Origin of the sequence: Nocardiopsis sp. NPDC006198 (genome assembly GCF_040613895.1) — a bacterium.
In the GTDB taxonomy this organism is placed as follows: Bacteria; Actinomycetota; Actinomycetes; order Streptosporangiales; family Streptosporangiaceae; genus Nocardiopsis; species Nocardiopsis tropica.
This window is the reverse complement of sequence record NZ_JBEXSY010000028.1, coordinates 36,399-54,022: the sequence shown is the minus strand read 5'-3', so window position 1 is coordinate 54,022 and position 17,624 is coordinate 36,399. Positions and strand designations below refer to the sequence as shown.

The 17,624-nt window shown below is 72.6% G+C and carries 13 protein-coding genes and 1 riboswitch; of the genes, 3 read left to right on the top strand and 10 right to left on the bottom strand.

All coding sequences use genetic code 11. The annotated features are described in order from the left end of the window. Positions 1-153: 153 nt before the first annotated feature. Together ABZ234_RS19775 and ABZ234_RS19770 are read left to right on the top strand one after the other, a co-directional pair. A complete protein-coding gene (locus ABZ234_RS19775; protein WP_267945345.1) occupies positions 154-1,584 on the top strand; it encodes a threonine/serine exporter family protein in 1,431 nt (476 codons plus the stop codon). A 185-nt stretch (positions 1,585-1,769) separates the two neighbouring features. Then, positions 1,770-1,958 carry a DUF5999 family protein gene (locus ABZ234_RS19770; RefSeq protein ID WP_267945346.1) on the top strand — a complete coding sequence of 63 codons (189 nt, stop codon included), beginning with the start codon at positions 1,770-1,772 and terminating at the stop codon, positions 1,956-1,958. 152 nt (positions 1,959-2,110) lie between these two features. Here the strand turns inward: ABZ234_RS19770 and ABZ234_RS19765 are convergent, their stop codons facing one another. The 9 genes from ABZ234_RS19765 to ABZ234_RS19725 all read right to left on the bottom strand — a co-directional run bounded on the left by ABZ234_RS19765 (position 2,111) and on the right by ABZ234_RS19725 (position 15,996). Beyond that, positions 2,111-3,346: a tetratricopeptide repeat protein gene (locus ABZ234_RS19765; RefSeq protein WP_355013042.1), complete on the bottom strand. Its 1,236-nt coding sequence runs from the start codon at positions 3,344-3,346 to the stop codon at positions 2,111-2,113. A gap of 250 nt (positions 3,347-3,596) precedes the next feature. Further along, on the bottom strand, positions 3,597-6,491 hold the full coding sequence (gene gcvP / locus ABZ234_RS19760) for an aminomethyl-transferring glycine dehydrogenase (RefSeq protein WP_355013041.1): 2,895 nt from the start codon (positions 6,489-6,491) through the stop codon (positions 3,597-3,599). A 98-nt stretch (positions 6,492-6,589) separates the two neighbouring features. Continuing rightward, positions 6,590-6,678: riboswitch (glycine riboswitch) on the bottom strand. Between the two features lie 431 nt (positions 6,679-7,109). Next, positions 7,110-7,595, bottom strand: a complete 486-nt coding sequence (locus ABZ234_RS19755) for a MerR family transcriptional regulator (protein WP_267945349.1) — start codon at positions 7,593-7,595, stop codon at positions 7,110-7,112. Between the two features lie 438 nt (positions 7,596-8,033). Then, a complete protein-coding gene (locus tag ABZ234_RS19750; RefSeq protein ID WP_267945350.1) occupies positions 8,034-8,507 on the bottom strand; it encodes a bifunctional nuclease family protein in 474 nt (157 codons plus the stop codon). A 171-nt stretch (positions 8,508-8,678) separates the two neighbouring features. Continuing rightward, positions 8,679-9,221, bottom strand: a complete 543-nt coding sequence (locus tag ABZ234_RS19745) for an FHA domain-containing protein (protein WP_267945351.1) — start codon at positions 9,219-9,221, stop codon at positions 8,679-8,681. 610 nt (positions 9,222-9,831) lie between these two features. Next, entirely contained in the window at positions 9,832-12,336 is a 2,505-nt protein-coding gene (locus ABZ234_RS19740) for a mannose-1-phosphate guanyltransferase (protein WP_344180772.1), read from the bottom strand. A 204-nt stretch (positions 12,337-12,540) separates the two neighbouring features. Beyond that, positions 12,541-13,296 (bottom strand): CDP-alcohol phosphatidyltransferase family protein, encoded by a 756-nt coding sequence (locus ABZ234_RS19735; protein WP_267950432.1) that lies wholly within the window; start codon positions 13,294-13,296, stop codon positions 12,541-12,543. 381 nt (positions 13,297-13,677) lie between these two features. Next, positions 13,678-15,069 (bottom strand): NAD(P)/FAD-dependent oxidoreductase, encoded by a 1,392-nt coding sequence (locus ABZ234_RS19730; RefSeq protein ID WP_352984954.1) that lies wholly within the window; start codon positions 15,067-15,069, stop codon positions 13,678-13,680. 111 nt (positions 15,070-15,180) lie between these two features. Next, positions 15,181-15,996 (bottom strand): PRC and DUF2382 domain-containing protein, encoded by an 816-nt coding sequence (locus ABZ234_RS19725; protein ID WP_267945353.1) that lies wholly within the window; start codon positions 15,994-15,996, stop codon positions 15,181-15,183. 290 nt (positions 15,997-16,286) lie between these two features. On the opposite strand from ABZ234_RS19725, the gene ABZ234_RS19720 reads away from it, so the two are divergent. Next, on the top strand, positions 16,287-16,835 hold the full coding sequence (locus tag ABZ234_RS19720; RefSeq protein ID WP_355013040.1) for a chorismate mutase: 549 nt from the start codon (positions 16,287-16,289) through the stop codon (positions 16,833-16,835). A gap of 160 nt (positions 16,836-16,995) precedes the next feature. Here the strand turns inward: ABZ234_RS19720 and ABZ234_RS19715 are convergent, their stop codons facing one another. Further along, positions 16,996-17,517 carry a DUF6309 family protein gene (locus ABZ234_RS19715; protein ID WP_355013039.1) on the bottom strand — a complete coding sequence of 174 codons (522 nt, stop codon included), beginning with the start codon at positions 17,515-17,517 and terminating at the stop codon, positions 16,996-16,998. Positions 17,518-17,624: the final 107 nt, after the last annotated feature.

Here is a 17,624-nt window from a genome sequence, read left to right as displayed (position 1 = left end):
TCCCGCCTTGACAGGATGAGCCGGTGATCGAACTCACCGGCGCCCGCTCCTGTTCCAGGCGAACCCGACACGTCCGGACTGCGTCCCCTCTGGGGTTGTGATCGACGCGCCGACCACCACGGGGTACAGGCGGGGAGGGAACGGAGAACAGGGATGCCAAGCAAGCGGGAGCGACCGGTCCCCCCGAGCGAGGACCGCCTGCTCAGCAGGATGCGGGACTGGCGAGCGGAACACGAACGGGAACTGACCCCGGACGGCCTCGACGACAACGAGGCCGTCAACCTGCCCGACGCGAGGGCCATGGACCTGGTCCTGCGCGTCGGCGAGCTCATGCTGGCCAGCGGCGAGGGCACGGAGGCCGTCAGCGAGTCGATGCTCAGCCTCTCGGTCGCCTTCGAACTGCCCCGGTCCGAGGTGTCGGTCACCTTCACCACGATCACCCTGTCCACCCACCCGGGCGGCGACCAGCCGCCCGTCACCGGCGAACGGGTCGTGCGCCGGCGCTCCCTGGACTACTTCCGCGTCAACGAGCTGCACACCCTGGTGCAGCAGGCCGCGCTGGGGCTGCTGGAACTGGAGGACGCCACCGCCCGGCTGTCCCAGATCCGGCGTGCCCGCATGCCGTACCCGAACTGGGTGATCGTGTTCGGGTTCGGCCTGATCGCCTCCAGCGCCAGTGTGATGATGGGCGGCGGCCTGGTCGTGGCCGCCGCCGCGTTCCTCGCCACCGTGCTGGGCGACCGGACCGCGGTGTTCCTGGCCCGGCGCGGCGTCGCCGAGTTCTACCAGATGGCCGCGGCGGCGGTGGTCGCGGCGACCATCGGCGTGGCCCTGCTCTGGGTGAGCACCACGCTGGACCTGGGACTGCAGGCCGCGGCGATCATCACCGGCAACATCATGGCCCTGCTCCCCGGGCGGCCCCTGGTGTCCAGCCTCCAGGACGGCATCAGCGGCAGCTACGTGTCGTCCGCGGCGCGCCTCCTGGAGACCTTCTTCATCCTGGGCGCGATCGTGTCGGGGGTGGGTGCCGTGGCCTACACGGCGATCCGCCTGGGCGTGCCGGTCGACCTCGACAGCCTGCCCTCGGCGGGAACCTCCCTGGAGGTCCCCGTCCTGATCGGTGCGGCGGGGATCGCGATGGCGTTCGCGATCTCGCTGGCGGTCCCGCCCCGGATGCTCCCGACGATCGGTGCCCTGGGCGTCATGATCTGGGTGATCTACGCGGGTCTGCGCTCGCTCCTGGACGTGCCGCCGGTCGTGGGCACGATGGCCGGCGCCGTCGCGGTGGGCGTCGTGGGGCACTGGCTCGCCAGACGCACGAGACGCCCGGTCCTGCCGTACCTGGTCCCGTCGATCGCGCCGCTGCTCCCGGGCAGCATCCTGTACCGGGGACTGATCGAGATCACCCAGGGCACGGCGGTGTCGGGCCTGCTCAGCGTGGTGGAGGCGGTCATGGTGGGCCTGGCGTTGGGCGCCGGGGTCAACCTCGGCGGGGAGCTGGTGCGGGCCTTCCAGCGCGGCGGGCTCGCCGGGGCGGGGATGCGCAGCCGTCCAGCGGCACGCCGAACGCGCGGCGGATACTGAAACCGTTCTGGCCGGAGCCGGACACACCGGAACCATTGCCTGCCTGCGGGTATCTCACCGTGTGAGAGCGGACGACGACACCGGGACCACTGCGGTGGGCCTAAACCAGAGCAAGCATGTGATGTGAGCCACTAAAGTTGGCGTCAGCTCAACGACGAGCTCTTCTGGAACGAAAGGCCTGTCCCATGTGCAGCCACCAACCCGCCTGCCCGTCCTTCGAGGACACCGACCGCGAAGCCGCACGGGTCGTCTCCAGCCACCCTGAACAGGGATGGAGCCTGCTCTGCAACGGGGTCGTCCTTTTCGACGACACCGGCGAACTGCTGCCCGACGGGGCGGTTGTCGCCCCGCACCGGCCCCGCGTGGCCGCCTGACCCCGCACACCGGGGAACACGGCCAGGGACCCGCCCCGCCCACACACCGGAAGCGGGCGACACCGCCCGCCGCCGGCCCCGGGCCACCGCCGGCGCGGTCCCCGGCCGACGCACACCCGCCCGGAAGGCGACGAGCCCCGGGCGGTTCCGTGTCACAGGTCGGGCCAGCCCTCGGGCAGGACGTCCTCTCCCCCCATCGCCTCCCGCAGCCGGCTCCGGAAGTCGGCGTGCACGTCGGCGCCCCACACCAGGCCGCTCGGGGTGCGCAGGGCCTGCTCCATGGCGGCGCGCAGCGCGTCGGCGCGCGACTCCCCCTCCACCACCGGGAGCGCCAGCAGCGCGTGCATCCGGGTGATGACGGCGAACAGCTCCCCCGCCAGCGCCGGGGCGGTGGCCGTCGCCGCGGCCTCCTCCAGGTAGGGCTCCCACCACGGGCCCGCCCCCTCGTCCTCCGGGGCGGCGAACCCCCGGCGCAGCCGACGGCGCACCTCGTGCGCGGTCTCCGGGTCCCCGTCCCCCAGGCCCGCGCGCCAGACCCGCTCGGCGCCTTCGGGCTCCCCGCGCAGGGCGAGCAGCCCGGCGAGGAGTTCCACCGCCGAGGCCGAGGTCCCCGCGTCCGGGGCGGGCGCGTCCCGCTCCCCCTCGCCCGGGTCGACGATCGCGTCGACGTCGGCGATGGCGTGTTCGAGGTGGGCCGCCGCGCGCAGCAGGCGCAGGCCGGGGTCGTCCGCGACCGAGAGCCCCCGTTCGACGGCCGCGGAGGCGGCGCCCGGCAGCCCCCGGCCGAGCAGGCGGCCCGCCAGGTCCCGGGCCGCTTCGACGACGGTGGCCGCGTGCAGGCGGCCGATGGGGTCGGAGCCGCGCGGGAGGCGAAGGGCCGCCTCCCAGTGCTCCTCGGCCGCTCCGGGGTCCCCGCGGTCCTCCGCCGACCTCGCCAGACCGTAGTGGGCCACGGCGGCGTAGGAGGGGTCCCCCAGGTCGACGAGCCTGCGCCAGACGCCCTCGGCCTCGACGTGCTCGCCCTCCTGTTCGAGGGACAGGCCGAGGTGGTAGGCGGCGCGCGGGGCGTACCGGGGGTCGCCGGTGGCCACCGCCCCGCGGGCGGCCTCACGGGAGGCGGGGAGGTCCCCCCGCTGGTCCTCGACCACGGCCAGGCCCAGCAGGGCGCGGGCGAGCACCCGCGGGTGCGGGTCCGCGGCGACGGCTCTGCGGTAGAGCTTGGCGGCGCGCTTGAGGTGGCCGTTCTCGGCGAGGTCCTGGGCCTGGTCGCACACGTCGGCGGCGTCCTGGGCGGAGACCGCGTCGGTCTCCCCGGTGTCCTGGGGGTCGGCGGCCGGGGGCGGGTCGGCGGGGCCAGAGCGTGCGGGATGTCCGGACGTCGTGGTCATTGCTTCCGCTTTCCATGGGGGCGGCGGGTCTCGCGGTGGGACGCGGGACCGGGTCGCCGCAACTCTAACGCGGCTCACGCCCGGAGGCGGCGGCCCTGTGGGGATGTCGGTCCGGTGCTCGTCCCTTCACCGGATGGGGCACTTGTCCATGCGGTGCCTTTACGACGTAGATTCACTTTCGGGGGCCCCGGCCCGGACACGCGGAGGGGCGCCGGTCCGCGGACCGGCGCCCCTCGTCCGTCCCGCTCGCCTACATCGCGAAGGCCTCCGGCGGCGGGCAGGAGCAGACCAGGTTGCGGTCGCCGTAGGCCTGGTCGATACGGCCGACCGGCGGCCAGTACTTGTCCGTGCGCAGCGACGGCAGCGGGTACGCGGCCTCGGCCCGGGTGTAGCCGTGCTCCCACTTCTCGGCGGTGACCGCCTCGGCGGTGTGCGGGGCGTTGCGCAGGGGGTTGTCCTCGGCGTCCCACTCCCCGCCGGCCACCCGGTCGATCTCGGCGCGGATCGCGATCATCGCCTCCACGAACCGCTCCAGCTCGGCGAGGTTCTCGCTCTCGGTCGGCTCCACCATGAGGGTGCCGTTGACCGGGAAGGACATCGTCGGGGCGTGGAACCCGTAGTCCATGAGGCGCTTGGCCACGTCCTCGTTGCTGATCCCGCTGGCCTTCTGGAGCGGGCGGATGTCGATGACGCACTCGTGGGCCACCAGGCCCCCCGCACCGGTGTAGAGGACCGGGAAGTACGGCTCCAGCCGCTTGGCCAGGTAGTTCGCGGACAGGACCGCGACCTCGGTGGCCGAGCGCAGGCCCTCCTCCCCCATCATCCGGACGTACGCCCAGGAGATGGGCAGGATGCCCGCCGAACCGAACGGCGCGGCCGACACCGGTCCCACCCCCGTGTGCGGGCCCGCCTCGGACTGGGCCGGGTGGTTGGGCAGGAAGCCGGCCAGGTGCGAGCGGACCGCGACCGGCCCCACGCCCGGACCGCCGCCCCCGTGCGGGATGCAGAACGTCTTGTGCAGGTTGAGGTGGCTGACGTCGGCGCCGAACTCGCCCGGCTTGGCCCAGCCGAGGAGCGCGTTGAGGTTGGCGCCGTCGACGTACACCTGGCCGCCGGCCTCGTGGACCAGGCGGCACACCTCGGTGATGGTGTCCTCGTACACACCGTGCGTGGACGGGTAGGTGACCATGATCGCGGCCAGGTCGTCCGCGTGCTCGGCGGTCTTGGCGCGCAGGTCGTCCAGGTCGACGTTGCCGTTGTCGTCGCAGGCGACGACGGCCACGCGCATACCCGCCATCACGGCGCTCGCGGCGTTGGTGCCGTGCGCGGAGCTGGGGATGAGGCACACGTCGCGGTGGGCCTCGCCGCGCGAGCGGTGGTAGCCCCGGATGGCGAGCAGTCCGGCGAACTCGCCCTGGGACCCGGCGTTGGGCTGGAGGGACACGGCGTCGTAGCCGGTGACCTCGGCCAGCCAGGCCTCCAGGTCGCGGATCACGGTCATGCTCCCGGCGGCCTGGTCGATCGGCGCGAACGGGTGCAGGCCCGCGAACTCGGGCCAGGTGACGGGTTCCATCTCCGTGGTCGAGTTGAGCTTCATGGTGCACGAGCCCAGCGGGATCATCGTGCGGTCCAGGGCCAGGTCGCGGTCGGACAGGCGGCGCATGTAGCGCAGCAGGGAGGTCTCGCTCCGGTGGGTGTTGAACACCGGGTGCGCGAGGTAGTCGACCTCCCTGGCCAGCTCGGCGGGGAGGCGTGCGGCCTCCGGGTCCACGTCCGGGAGACCCTTGGCGGAGCCCCGCTCGGCCTCGCCGAAGGCCGCCAGAACCGCCTCCAGATCGGCCACGGAGGTGGTCTCGTCCACGCTCACGCCGACCGTGTGCTGGTCGACGGGGAGGAGGTTGTACCCGGCCTCCAGTGCGGTCTCCACGACGCGGGCGGCGCTGGGCACGCGCACGCGCAGGGTGTCGAAGTAGGCGGAGTGGACGATCTCGAAACCGCGCTCGACGAGGGCGTCGGCCAACGCCGCGGTGCGGGTGTGCACCTGGCGGGCGATCGCGCGCAGGCCGTCGGGGCCGTGGTAGACCGCGTACATCCCCGCCATGACGGCCAGGAGCACCTGCGCGGTGCAGATGTTGCTGGTGGCCTTCTCGCGGCGGATGTGCTGTTCCCGTGTCTGGAGGGCGAGCCGGTAGGCGGGCTTGCCCGCGTTGTCCACCGAGACCCCGACCAGGCGGCCGGGCAGCTGGCGGCGCAGCTTCTCCCCGACGGCCATGTAGCCGGCGTGCGGGCCCCCGAAGCCGAGCGGGACGCCGAAGCGCTGGGTGGAGCCGACCGCGATGTCGGCGCCGAGGTCGCCCGGGCTGCGCAGCAGGGTCAGGGCGAGGATGTCGGCGGCCACCACCGCGAGGGCCCCGCGCTCGTGGGCCGCGGCGATGACGTCGCCCGGGTCGCGCACGGCGCCGCCGGCGCCCGGGTACTGGACGAGGACGCCGAAGGCGTCGCCCTGGGGAAGGCCCTGCGTCAGGTCGGCGACGACGACCTCGATGCCCAGGGGTTCGGCTCGGGTGCGCAGGACCTGGAGGGTCTGCGGGAAGACGTCGGCGTCGACGACGAAGACGTCGGCCTTGCTCTTGGAGGCCCGGCGGGCCAGCGTCATGGCCTCGGCCGCCGCGGTGGACTCGTCCAGCAGGGAGGCGCCCGAGACCGGCAGGCCGGTCAGGTCGCAGACCATGGTCTGGAAGTTGAGCAGGGCCTCCAGGCGGCCCTGGGAGATCTCGGGCTGGTAGGGCGTGTAGGCCGTGTACCAGGCCGGGTTCTCCATGATGTTGCGCAGGATGACCGGCGGGGTGAAGGTGCCGTAGTAGCCCTGGCCGAGCAGGGAGGTGCGCACGTCGTTGCGCGCGGCCAGGTCGCGGAGTTCGGCCAGGGCCTCGGCCTCCCCGATCGCGTCGGGGAGGGCGAGCGGGGCGCTGCTGCCGGGGCCGGTGAGGATGGACTCCGGTACGGCCGCCGCCATGAGCTCGGCGGTGGAGCCGTGGCCGACCGTCTTGAGCATCTCCTGGATCTCGGCCGGGGTGGGGCCGATGTGGCGGTCGGCGAACACCCGGGCGGGCGCGCCGGGGGTGTTCACGGGCTGATCGGGCACGGAGACCTCCTGGTGACATGGCCGAGTCGACTCGGCGGTGTTCCTCACGGTCTCCCCCTCTGTCACCGGGCACGGACGTGCCCCGGCTTCAGAGCGGCCTCCTCCGCGCGGTCCGTGGTGCCTGAGAGGTTACTGGGGAGTATTGCCCCGTCGGCGCCCCTGTCGGGGTCTCTCCCGCGCGGTATTGACAGCCTGCTGACGCTATGTACGCATGTGGGGACAGGGCGAATTCCACCCTTCGTCCCTGTTGTGAGTACGACGGTACTCGATCATCACCGCAGGCGCAGAGCCCGCCCACGCGTTTCGGCCACCTGCGCGCACCGGTGCGCACAGGGGTCCGCCGCCCGTCCGGGGTCCGCGTACACCCGGGCCCTGCCGGTGCGGTCGCCGGAACGGTCCCCGCCGCCGACGGGGCGGCCTCGGGCGCCGGGTCCCCGCGCCCGGGGCCTCGACGGCGGACCGGTCGGGCGCCCGCTCCCCTCCCGGCCCCGGGCACACCGCAGGCCCGCGGTCGCCCGGGCACGGGCCGGGCACAACACGGTCGGGGAACGGCTCTCGAATTCCTGCCTGCTCCGGCGCGCGCGGGCGACACCGGTGGATGCCCGGAGGTCCCCGGGGTCAGCCCGTCCGGCGCTCCCTGCGCCGCCTGGCGAGTTCGTCCACCGGCGGGGGCGCGGAGGGGAGCTCGGTCCGCTCCTCGTCGGGGACCACGCCCAGCGCCTCCTCCAGCTCACGCCACACGTGGGCCAGCGCCAGGCCGAACATGCCCTGGCCGCGCTGCATGAGGTCCACGACCTCGTCGGGGGAGGTGCACTCGTAGACGCTGACGCCGTCGCTCATGAGGGTGATGCGGGCCAGGTCGGGGGCGGGGCGTCCGCGCAGGTGGTCCACCGCGGTCCGGATCTGCTGCAGCGATATGCCCGTGTCCAGCAGCCGCTTGGCCACCTTGAGCATCAGGATGTCGGGCAGGCTGTACAGAGGGGCGTTCTGGGCTCCGGTACGCACGCTCGGCTCGACCAGGCCGGTTCTCGCCCAGTAGTCGAGCTGACGGTAGGTGATCCCGGCGGCGGTACACGCCGCTGGGCCCCGATACCCGACGTCCATAGGCCGCGCCACCACGTCCTCTTCGCACAGTAGGCCCTGCTGCCCCGCTAGCCGCAGCGCGGACCGCCTGTCATGGGGATTCCGCTTGCCGCTCGCTACCGCCACGCCGACCTCCGGCTTCTCGTCCCGCGGCGGCCTCGACAGGGGATATCCACTCAGGGGATGGGTGCGCCGCGGGTTCCACTGCACTGACGGTAGGACTACCGACCGGCAGCGTCAACGACAGGACCCGGCGCGTCGCCAAGTGCGCGCGCCGTTGGTGCCCCGGGGCCCTCCCGGAGGCGCCCTGTGCGCCTCCACGGGTTTCGGCCCTGACCGCCACGGTCACTTCCCCAGCCCAATCTATCACCGGCACGTCGGACAAAGCCGCAGGTCGCAGCTGTGTCCCTTCTGCTTCCACGCTGGTCGGAGCCCTCGCCGCACGGACCCCGCAGCGGTCTATTCGGCCTTCCTGCCGAAGTCCTCGGGCGAGATGTTGTCCAGGAACTCCCGGAACGCCTCGACCTGGTCCTCCTGCTCGTCCGGGATCGGCATCCCGGCCTCGGCGATCACGTCCTCGTGGGCGTAGATCGGCGCACCCGTGCGTAAGGCGAGGGCGATGGAGTCGGAGGGGCGGGCGCTGACCTCCACGCCGTTGCTGAAGACCAGCTCGGCGTAGAAGATGCCGTCGCTGAGACCGGTGATGTTCACCGTGGTGAGGCCGGTGTCCAGGGCGTCCAGGACATCCCTGAACAGGTCGTGGGTGAGCGGCCTGGCCGGCGCGACGCCCTGTTGCGCCAGCGCGATCGCGGTCGCCTCCACGCCGCCGATCCAGATCGGCAGGTAGCGGTCCCCCTCGGATTCCTTGAGCAGGACTATCGGCTGGTTCGAGGGCATCTCGACCCGGACGCCGACAACCTCCATGTGCTTCACAGCGGCTCCGTCCCACGCGTCGTCATACCGGATGGGCGCTCGTCACCTGACCGCCGTCGGATTCAGGACCCGAAGGCGAAATCGGCACCCTTCGTTACAAAGCTCTCCGGCGGCGGGGGGCCGCAAACCTCATCGGCCCGCCCGCCGCCGTCGTCCGTGGTCAGCGACCCCTCAGCGGCGCGGCTTGGTCAGCAGAACCATGCGGAACTTGCCGATCTGGATCTCGTCCCCACCACCGAGTTGGGCCTCGTCGACCGGCTCACGGTTGACGTAGGTGCCGTTGAGGCTGCCCACGTCGCGGACGCCGAACCCGTCGCCGCGGCGGAAGAACTCCACGTGGCGTCGGGACACGGTGACGTCGTCAAGGAAGATGTCACTGTTGGGATGCCGTCCGGCGGTGGTCACGTCGCTGTCCAGCAGGAAGCGGCTTCCCGCGTTGGGGCCACGCCTGACAACGAGCAGCGCCGTGCCCGGAGGCAGGGCGTCGGCGTTGGCGGGGTCGTCACCGCCCAGCTCGTCGCCGGACTCCTCCTCCTCCAGGGCCTGTATCCCCGAGATGGAGATGGTGGACGTGACGTCTCCGGCGGCGTCCCCACCCGAACCGGGTCGGGGGCCCTGCTGTTCGGCCCTGCGGACGGGGGTTCCACAGTGGGAGCAGAAACGGGCATCATCCGCAACGGCGTGACCGCACTGCGTGCAGTAAACGCTCGACATAGGTCGGCTCGGCCTCCTACCGCACGGGGCGGTGCTTGATTCGGCTGATCGGTGACACGTCCCGGGTCCCGCGCGGACACCTGGTCCACACGTCGCCCGGCACGTGGTGGGGCGGTTCGCTGTCGCGGCAGCGGTGCGCCTCACACGGTCGGTCGCTAGGTCTCATCCCCCGTGTCGTACTCCTCGTCACCCCCGGTCAGGGTGTCCGCCGTTGCCGGGATACCCGGTCCGGTGGGCGACGCGGCGCTCCAGGGAACACTCGACTTTAAACCATATCCCTGTCCAGGAAGGGTTTCGCTCCTCCTCGGCCTGCCGTAGACGCCCCGGCCGCTCGTGCGGCGCGGGGATCGGTGGACTCGGCGCCCGGGGCGCCGCCTCCACCGGTGGCCGGCCCCGGGACAGTGAAACACCTGTCCTGATGCTGATGCTCCTCCGGGGGATTTGGTTCTCGGTGAAACCCCACGGATTCGCACTGCCGTCATCGGACGGCCTCAACCTGGTGATATGTCCATTTTATCCCTCAAAAGGGCGGCCCGGAGGGCCGTGACCGCCCCGGCCGCGACGCACGGGCGGGGACGGGGGGACCGCCCTCGCCCGCGCGTCGCACCGGTCAGCCCTCGGCCCGTTCGACCACGGCCGCCCACTCGTCCAGCAGGCGGTGAGCGGTGTCGGAGTCGGGACCTTCGGCCCAAAGATGGGTCACGGCCTCCGCCGTGTCCGGGAGGACGAGCGCCCAGCTACCGTCGGACTCCAGGACGCGGACGCCGTCCGTGGTGTCCAGCCGACGGTCCCCAGCCGCCTCCACGACGGCGCGCATGACGCTCCCCTTGACCGCCCAGGGGGTGGGCACCGAACGGCGCAGGAGGTGCGCCTGGGGGATCGCCCGGTCGATCTGGCTCAGCGAGCGGCGGTCCCTGGCCACCAGTCCCAGCAGCCGGACGAACGCGGCGATGCCGTCGCTGGTCGGGCTGAACTCGGGGACGACGAAACCGCCCCGGCCGTCCCCGGCCAGAACGACGTCCTCGCCCCCGCTCTGGACCGCCTTGGTGAGTTCGCCCGTGGCTGTGGCGGTCCAGTGCACCTCGACCCCGTGCGCGGCCGCCACCGTCTCGGCGACCCGGGTCGTGGTGACGGGAAGCGCCACCCGGCCTCCCCCGCGCTCGGCGCAGACCAGCTCCAGGACGACCAGCAGGGCGCGGTCGTTGTCGACCAGCTCGCCGTTGCCGTCCACGATGGCCAGCCGTTCGGCCACGGGGTCGAAGCGCACCCCGAAGTCGGCTCCCGACCCCGAGACGAGCTCGCCCAGCCGCTCCAGGTCGCGGTTCTGCTTGGCGACGGTGTCGGTGGGCGAGGCCTCGTCGAGCCGGTTGTTGACCGTGAGGACGTCCACGCCGATCCGCCCCAGCAGGGAGGGGAGGATGAGCGAGCCGCTGCCGCCCGCGCAGTCGACGACCACCTTGAGCCCGGCCTCGGCGACCCCCGAGGTGTCGACCGAGCGCAGCAGGTCGTGCGAGTAGTTCTCGACACCGCGCGAGGGGAAGGTGAGCTCCCCGATCTCCCCGGGGAAGGCCCTGCGGTACTCGGCGCGGGAGAAGACCCGGTCGAGCTTGCGCTGCGCCGCCGGCGACAGGTCGGCCCCGCCCCCGTCCAGGAAGAGGATGTCCACCGACTCCGGGTCGCCCGGGGTGGTGCGGAGCGTGATGCCTCCGCTGACCCCGCTCTGGGAGGTGTGGAAGCGCGCCACGGGCAGCGGCACCACCTCCAGGTCGCGCACGTCGATGGCGGCGGCCGTGAGCGCGCTGATCACCGCGCGCTTGAGCGTCCGGGCGGCCCGGGACACGTCACGGGACGTGGTGACGAGCGCGCCCTTCTTCAGGGTGGTGGCGTAGGCGTTGGCCAGGCGCACCGCCAGCTCGGGGGTGATCTCGACGTTGATCAGCCCGGACACGCCGCGGGGGCCGAACAGCGAGCGCTGCCCGCGCGACTCCCAGATGACGTTGGTGCTGACGACCGCGCCGGCCTCGATGGTCTTGAAGGGGTAGACCTTGACGTCGGCGTTGACGTAGGCCTCGGACTCGATGACGCAGTCCTCGCCGACGATCGCCCCCTCCTCGATCCGGGCGGCGGCCATGACGTCGGTGTTCTTGCCGACGACGCAGCCGCGCAGGTTGGCGCCCCGGCCGACGAAGACGTTGTCGTGCAGGACCGTGCGGTGGCAGAAGGCCTCGGACCGCACCACGGCGTTGCTGCCGACCACGGTGAACTCGCGCAGCTCCGCGCCCGCCTCGACCTTGGCGTAGTCGCCGATGAAGAGCGGGCCCTTGAGGATCGCGCGGGGGTCGACCTCCGACCCCTCGCCGACCCACACCCCGGGAGAGACCTCGAAGCCGTCGATGTCGACGTCCACCTTGCCGGACAGCACGTCGGCCTGGGCGCTCAGGTAGCTCTCGTGGGTGCCCACGTCCTCCCAGTAGCCGTCGGCGATGTAGCCGTAGAGGGGCTCGCCCTCCTCCAGGAGCTGGGGGAAGACGTCGCCCGACCAGTCGACCACCTCCCCCTCGGCGACCCGGTCCAGGACGTCCGGCTCCATGATGTAGATGCCGGTGTTGACGGTGTCGGAGAAGACCTGGCCCCAGGTGGGCTTCTCCAGGAAGCGCTGGATCCGGCCCTGCTCGTCGACGATGATGATGCCGAACTCCAGCGGGTTGGGGACCCGCTTGAGCGCGATGGTGACCTTGGCGCCGCTCTCCTTGTGGAAGCGCACCATGTCGGTGAGGTCGATGTCGGTGAGCGCGTCGCCGGAGATGACGATGAACGGCTCCCCGCGCAGGTGCTCCTCCGCGTTCTTGACGCTGCCCGCGGTGCCGAGGGGGACCTCCTCGGCGACGTAGTGGAGCTTCATCCCGAGCTCCTCGCCGTCCCCGAAGTAGTTGCGGATGAGGGTGGCCAGGAACTGGACGGTGACCACGGTCTCGGTGAAACCGTGCTTGCGCAGCAGGCGGAGCACGTGCTCCATGATGGGCTTGTTGACCACCGGAAGCAGGGGTTTGGGCTGGTTGGCGGTCATGGGGCGGAGGCGGGTCCCCTCGCCGCCGGCCATCACGACGGCCTTCATGGGAGGCGCCTGAAAAGCGCTCTCCGGGGTTTCCTCGTGGGTGCTCATCGCCGGTGCCTCCGTAGGACGGTGCCGTGGGAGGACGCGGCGGGGGACGGGTTCTCGGAGCGCGCGCCGTGGCGCGCGGTGGGACATGTTCTCATGACGGAGACGACACTCCCTTTCGATCCGACAGGACTCGCGGTGAGCCGGTCCGTCGGTGGATCAGGGTCCGGTCCGTCCCTGATCCGGGCGGCTCGGCCGGTCCGAGCCTTCGGCCACCGCTCCAGGATCGCCGTCAGCGGCCGCCGATGTGGCTGGATCGGGTCGATCCGTGTCGTGGCCGCGGACGTGGTCGCTGTCTCCGGCGACCGGTCGGTCCCCGTGGTGATCAGCGCTTTCGTCGCGGCGGGTCTGGGCCATCAGGCGCAGGCCCTGTACGGCGTAGAGCAGTCCGGCCCACCAGTAGAGAGCAGTTCCCCAGAGCGCGAAGGCCCAACCTATAATTCTCGCCACATCCGCCACGGTGGACTCGTAGCCCGCGATGAAAAGCAGGGGGAACGAGTAGAGGAGGCACAGCGTGGCGGCCTTCCCGGCGAAGTTCACCGGGAGGGGCCCGTAGCCGAAGTGGCGCAGGAGCGGCAGCGCGCCGAGGATGAGGACGTCGCGCAGGACGAGGATGGCCATCAGCCACCACGGGACGATGTCCCGGATCACCAGGCCGAGCAGCGCGGCGAAGATGTAGAGCCGGTCGGCGAGCGGGTCGAGGACCGTGCCCAGGCGCGAGGTCTGGTTCCAGGCGCGGGCGATCTTGCCGTCGAGCCAGTCGCTGAGCCCGGCGAAGCCGAGCACCAGCAGCGCCCACCAGTCGGCCTGGGGTACCAGGACGAGCCAGAGGAACAGCGGCACGCCCAACAGCCGGAGCATGCTCAGCAGGTTGGGAACCGTCCAGATGCGGTCACTGACCGCCGGGCTGGCCACATCGCCCCCCGCCTCGAGTCTGCCATCTTCCGCGGATCGCCCCATGGCGCCCACGATAACGGGCGGGTGGGTCGTTTCCCGCCATCACGGGGGCCGACGGCCCCGACGTGGCCCGAGGGACGATCGTCCGCCAATCGTACCGTGTACGTTTTGGGCCTTTTACCAGCGCAGTGTCTGTTTCGGAAAGCACGGACGCGTATCCGGCCCGCCTCCGGCCACGGCGCCCGCTCCCTCCCACGGGTTCCAACGAAGGGGCCTCCCCCGGGGTTCCCGGCCGCGCGGGCCTCCCCCGGGGTTCCCGGCCGCGCGGGCCTCCCCCGGGGTTCCCGGCCGCGCGGGCCTCCCCCGGCGCGGCCGCTCCCCCGGACACCGCGGGAGCCGCTAGAGCGTGAGGATGCGGTCGGCCGCGCGGCGGCCCGACAGCAGGGCGCCGTGCACCGTGGCGGTGTGCTCGATCTCGGTCGCCTCCCCCGCGAAGAACAGGCTGTCCCCCACCGGGTTGTCGAGCGCCACCCGGTCCGCGTCGCCCGAGCCGACGGCCGTGTAGGAGAAGGCGCCCCGCGCGAACGGGTCGTCCCCCCAGTGGGTCACCAGGTGGTCCACCGGGTCCGGCGCCTTGCGGAACATGCCGCGCAGGGTGGCCATCGCGTGCTCGACCACCTCGCCGTCCTCCTTCCCCTCCAGGAACCGGGCCGCGTTGCCGCCGTTGCGGCTGACCAGGACCGGCGCCCCGAGGACCCGCTGGCCCGCGTACCAGTGGAACCAGGTGCCCTCCTCCGCGCCCAGGTGGACGATGACCTCCGCGTCGCCCCAGAACACCTCGTCGAAGCGCAGGAACAGCTTCTCCAGGCTGCCGTTGCCCAGGCGCTCGACGGCGTCCCGCTTCTCCTGGGGCAGCGGGGGGTCGAACCCGACCTGCCCGGCCTTGAGGACGCCCAGGGGCACGGTGACCAGGACGCGGTCGGCCGTCAGGGTCCTCTCCCCCTCGGGGGTGTCGACCCGCACCCTGGCGCCGTCGCCGCCGTGGCCCACCGACAGCACGACGTGCTCCAGGCGGACGTCCAGACCGCGCGCCAGGTGGTCGGTGATCCGGTCCATCCCGTCGGGGAAGACCACGTCGTCACCGCTGAACTCGTGCCGGGCGGCGACCGCCGAGAAGGCGATCTCCTCCGCGTCCGCGCCGTGGTCGCTCTCGGCGATGCGGTGCACGATCTCGTCGGCGTCGCGGGCGCGGGCGCGTACCAGGTTGGCGTCGTAGAGGGCCTGCTTGATGCCCTCCTCCATCGACTCCTGGGGGTTGGCGCCCACGGTCCCCCAGTACATGTGCTCCTGGAGGAGGTGGACGTCCTCCATGTTGCGGCGGTGGCGGTCGAAGAGCAGCCTCCGCCCCTTGGGGTCGTAGGCGGTCTCGGTGGACCTGTTGAACACGGCGGTGCGCAGACCGATCTCGTTGACCAGGTCGGCGAGGGGGTTGTTCTCCTCGCCCCGCATCCAGGAGGCGCCCACGTCCAGCGTCGTGGAGCCGCCCCAGTCGCGCACGGAGTGGATGCGCCCGCCGGTGCGGTCGCGGCCCTCCAGGACGGTGACGCGCTCCCCCTCCCGCGCCAGGCGGTCCGCGGCGGCGAGTCCGGCCATGCCGGCGCCCACCACGACGGTGTGGCCGCGCCCGGGGCCCGCCTCGCGCCCGCGCGGTTCGACCTGCTCGCTCCCGGCCTCCCGTCCGGCGTCCTCCCCCTGCGTGTTCTCCCCGCCCGCGTCACCCGGGTCAGTCATGGAACTCCCCCTCCGTGCCGGTGACCGACACGAGCGACTGTAGGCGGTCCCCGGGCCGCGCCCGGGGACGACACCCCGCCCTCGGTCGGAACCGCTCGGCCCCGGCTCCGGTCAGGAGCCGGAGGGCTCCCCGTCCTCGTCCTCCAGTTCGATCCTCTCCCTGCGGCGCTCACCCTGGACGTGCTCCTCACGGGTGACGTCGCGCTTGCGGACGTGGACCTCCTCGACGGGCACGCGCTCCTTGGAGACGACCGGCCGCTCCTCGTAGAGCGTGAAGGTCTGATCCTCCTCGTGCATGTCCCCGGCGTCGTCGGCCCTGGTCTCGTCGGTCACCGGACGGCGCTCCATCTGGAGCTCGTCGTGATGGAGCGGGACCGTCTCGTCGTACTGCTCGGTCTCCACGTACTTGTGGAGCCTGGCGTGGCCGGCCTCGCGGCGCTCCACACCGATGTCCACACGCTCCTCGGAGCGGACCATGGAGATGTCGTCCGCCTCGGGCCGGCCCGTGTCGCCGGCCGCCCCGGCGGTTCCCGCGGTACCAGCCGTGCCGGCGCGGTCCCCCATGCCCGCCGGGGGAACGCCGCCCGCGCGCTCGCCGCCGGAGGCGTCCGCGCTGCCGTGGCGGGCGTAGTAGTCGCGGACCAGCCGCTCCTCCTCAGGGGAGATGTGCCTGTCCGCGTCGATGTTCGGGGCGTCCTTCACCGTGGACTTGTCGAAGGGCACCTGGATGTCCTCCTCCTTGGGCCGGGAGCCCTGGAGGGGCACGAGGGTCTCGTTGCGGCCGAAGAGGCCGGTCTCGACCGACACCCAGCTCGGCTCGTTCGTCTCGTCATCCAGATAGACCTGCTTGATCTTGCCGACGTTGTGGCCCTCCTCGTCCAGGACGTGGTGTCCGATGAGATCTCCGGGTGCGCGGTCGCGTGCCATGGTCCCTCCCCTTCTCTGCGGTCCCCCGCCGGAACACCGGGTGTCCCGGCCTCGTACGACCTCACCCCTACCCCTCGTGGCCTGCGGGAAGAGCCGTGAAAGGGAGCCGCTAACGGGCCGAGGCCGAGAATTGAGCAGAAGTTTTTCCCGGCCTCCCGTCCTTGACCCGCGCGAGGGGCGCCGCTGTCCTCCATGGACGTTCGACCACGACCGGTCACTCTTGGCATGCGGACGAACACGCACGGATACACTCCAGGGGTCCCCGCCAGAACCGTCCGAAGGAATCCGCCGTGCGCCCAGCCGTGGCCGTCCCGCTGGCCGTCGTGTTGCTCGCCTGTCCCGCCGCCGGCTCCACCCGTGCCGTGGGGCCGGGCGCGGTCGTGGAACTGTCCGCCGACCGGCTCGCGACGGCCCTGCCCGTGGCGGCGGCCAAGTGGCACAGCGGCGACCCGGTCGACTCCCCCGAACGCGAGAGGGAGGTCCTGGCCGCGGCCGAGCGCCACGCGTCGGCGCTCGGGGTGGAGCCGGAGGCCGTCGCGGCGGTGGTGCGCGACCAGATCGAGGCGAACAAGACGGTTCAGCGGAGCCTGCACACCCGATGGCACACGGACCCCGGCGGCGGGCCGGGAACGGAACCCGACCTCTCCCGGGTCCGGGCCGAACTGGACCGGCTCACCCCCGAGCTGGTGCGTGCGCTGGCCGACGCCGGCCCCGCCCTGCGCTCGCCGGACTGCGGGGCGGACCTCGCCCGGAGCACCCGGGAGGTCGCGGACGAGCGGGGGCTCGACCGGGTCGGCGCAGCGGCCCTGGCACGCTCCCTGGCCTCGGTCTGCCCCTGACCCGTGCCCGGCCCGAGGGCGCCGGGGCGACGGAGGAGGGAGGCGACGGCTGGGCCCTGCCCCCGGGGCTCCGGGAGCGGGGTGCGGGCCCGAGGGGGACACGGGCCGGGGAGGGCGCACGGGGGCGCGTGCGCGCACCCGCTCCGTCGGGGCCGTGGGCCTACAGGGGGCCGGCCACGTAGGCCTCCAGGCGGGGCCCGTCCGGCAGCCGCCCCCAGAGCGCCCAGGCGAGCATGCGGTGCAGGCCGTCCAGGTGGGTCAGGGCGTCCGTGCGTTCGAGCCTCTCGTAGTAGGGGTGGTCCACGGCCGAGGAGCTCAGGAAGACGGGGCTGGGGTCGGCCGCGGCGTGCCAGGCCAGCTTCCCCCAGCACACCGGGTTGCTCTCGGTGTAGCGGCCCTCCCACGAGGAGAGGGTGGCCGCGGCGTCGGCCACGGTCGTCCCCTCGGGGTCGACCAGCACCAGCTCGCCGCCCTCCCCCGTGTGCCAGGGCAGGACCGTGGCCAGGACGTCCTCGCGGTCCAGGGCGACCCTGTGCCACGTGCCGCCCAGCTGGCGGGAGGCGAGGTCGAGGATCCCCTCCGCGTACTCGTTGGTGCGCCGGGAGACCTCGTCGCTCACGGGGTGGGTGGCGCGGAAGCGCCGGAGCACGTCGTCGGGGGTGACGGTCGCGATGGTCTTCACGGGCTCGGCTTCCTCCGTTCCGCGCCCGACGGGGGCCGGGCGTCGGGTGCGTAGAAGGATAGACGGCCCGGGGCGCGGCCGGGAGCCCGTCCGGAGCGGTCCGGCGG

What these genes read in the sequence shown, in the direction of transcription:
- ABZ234_RS19740 (WP_344180772.1), bottom strand. Translation starts at nt 12,336, where the DNA reads ATGAAGGCCGTCGTGATGGCCGGCGGCGAGGGGACCCGCCTCCGCCCC.
- ABZ234_RS19745 (WP_267945351.1), bottom strand. Translation starts at nt 9,221, where the DNA reads ATGTCGAGCGTTTACTGCACGCAGTGCGGTCACGCCGTTGCGGATGAT.
- ABZ234_RS19770 (WP_267945346.1), top strand. Translation starts at nt 1,770, where the DNA reads ATGTGCAGCCACCAACCCGCCTGCCCGTCCTTCGAGGACACCGACCGC.
- ABZ234_RS19725 (WP_267945353.1), bottom strand. Translation starts at nt 15,996, where the DNA reads ATGGCACGCGACCGCGCACCCGGAGATCTCATCGGACACCACGTCCTG.
- ABZ234_RS19775 (WP_267945345.1), top strand. Translation starts at nt 154, where the DNA reads ATGCCAAGCAAGCGGGAGCGACCGGTCCCCCCGAGCGAGGACCGCCTG.
- ABZ234_RS19755 (WP_267945349.1), bottom strand. Translation starts at nt 7,595, where the DNA reads ATGGACGTCGGGTATCGGGGCCCAGCGGCGTGTACCGCCGCCGGGATC.
- ABZ234_RS19765 (WP_355013042.1), bottom strand. Translation starts at nt 3,346, where the DNA reads ATGACCACGACGTCCGGACATCCCGCACGCTCTGGCCCCGCCGACCCG.
- ABZ234_RS19730 (WP_352984954.1), bottom strand. Translation starts at nt 15,069, where the DNA reads ATGACTGACCCGGGTGACGCGGGCGGGGAGAACACGCAGGGGGAGGAC.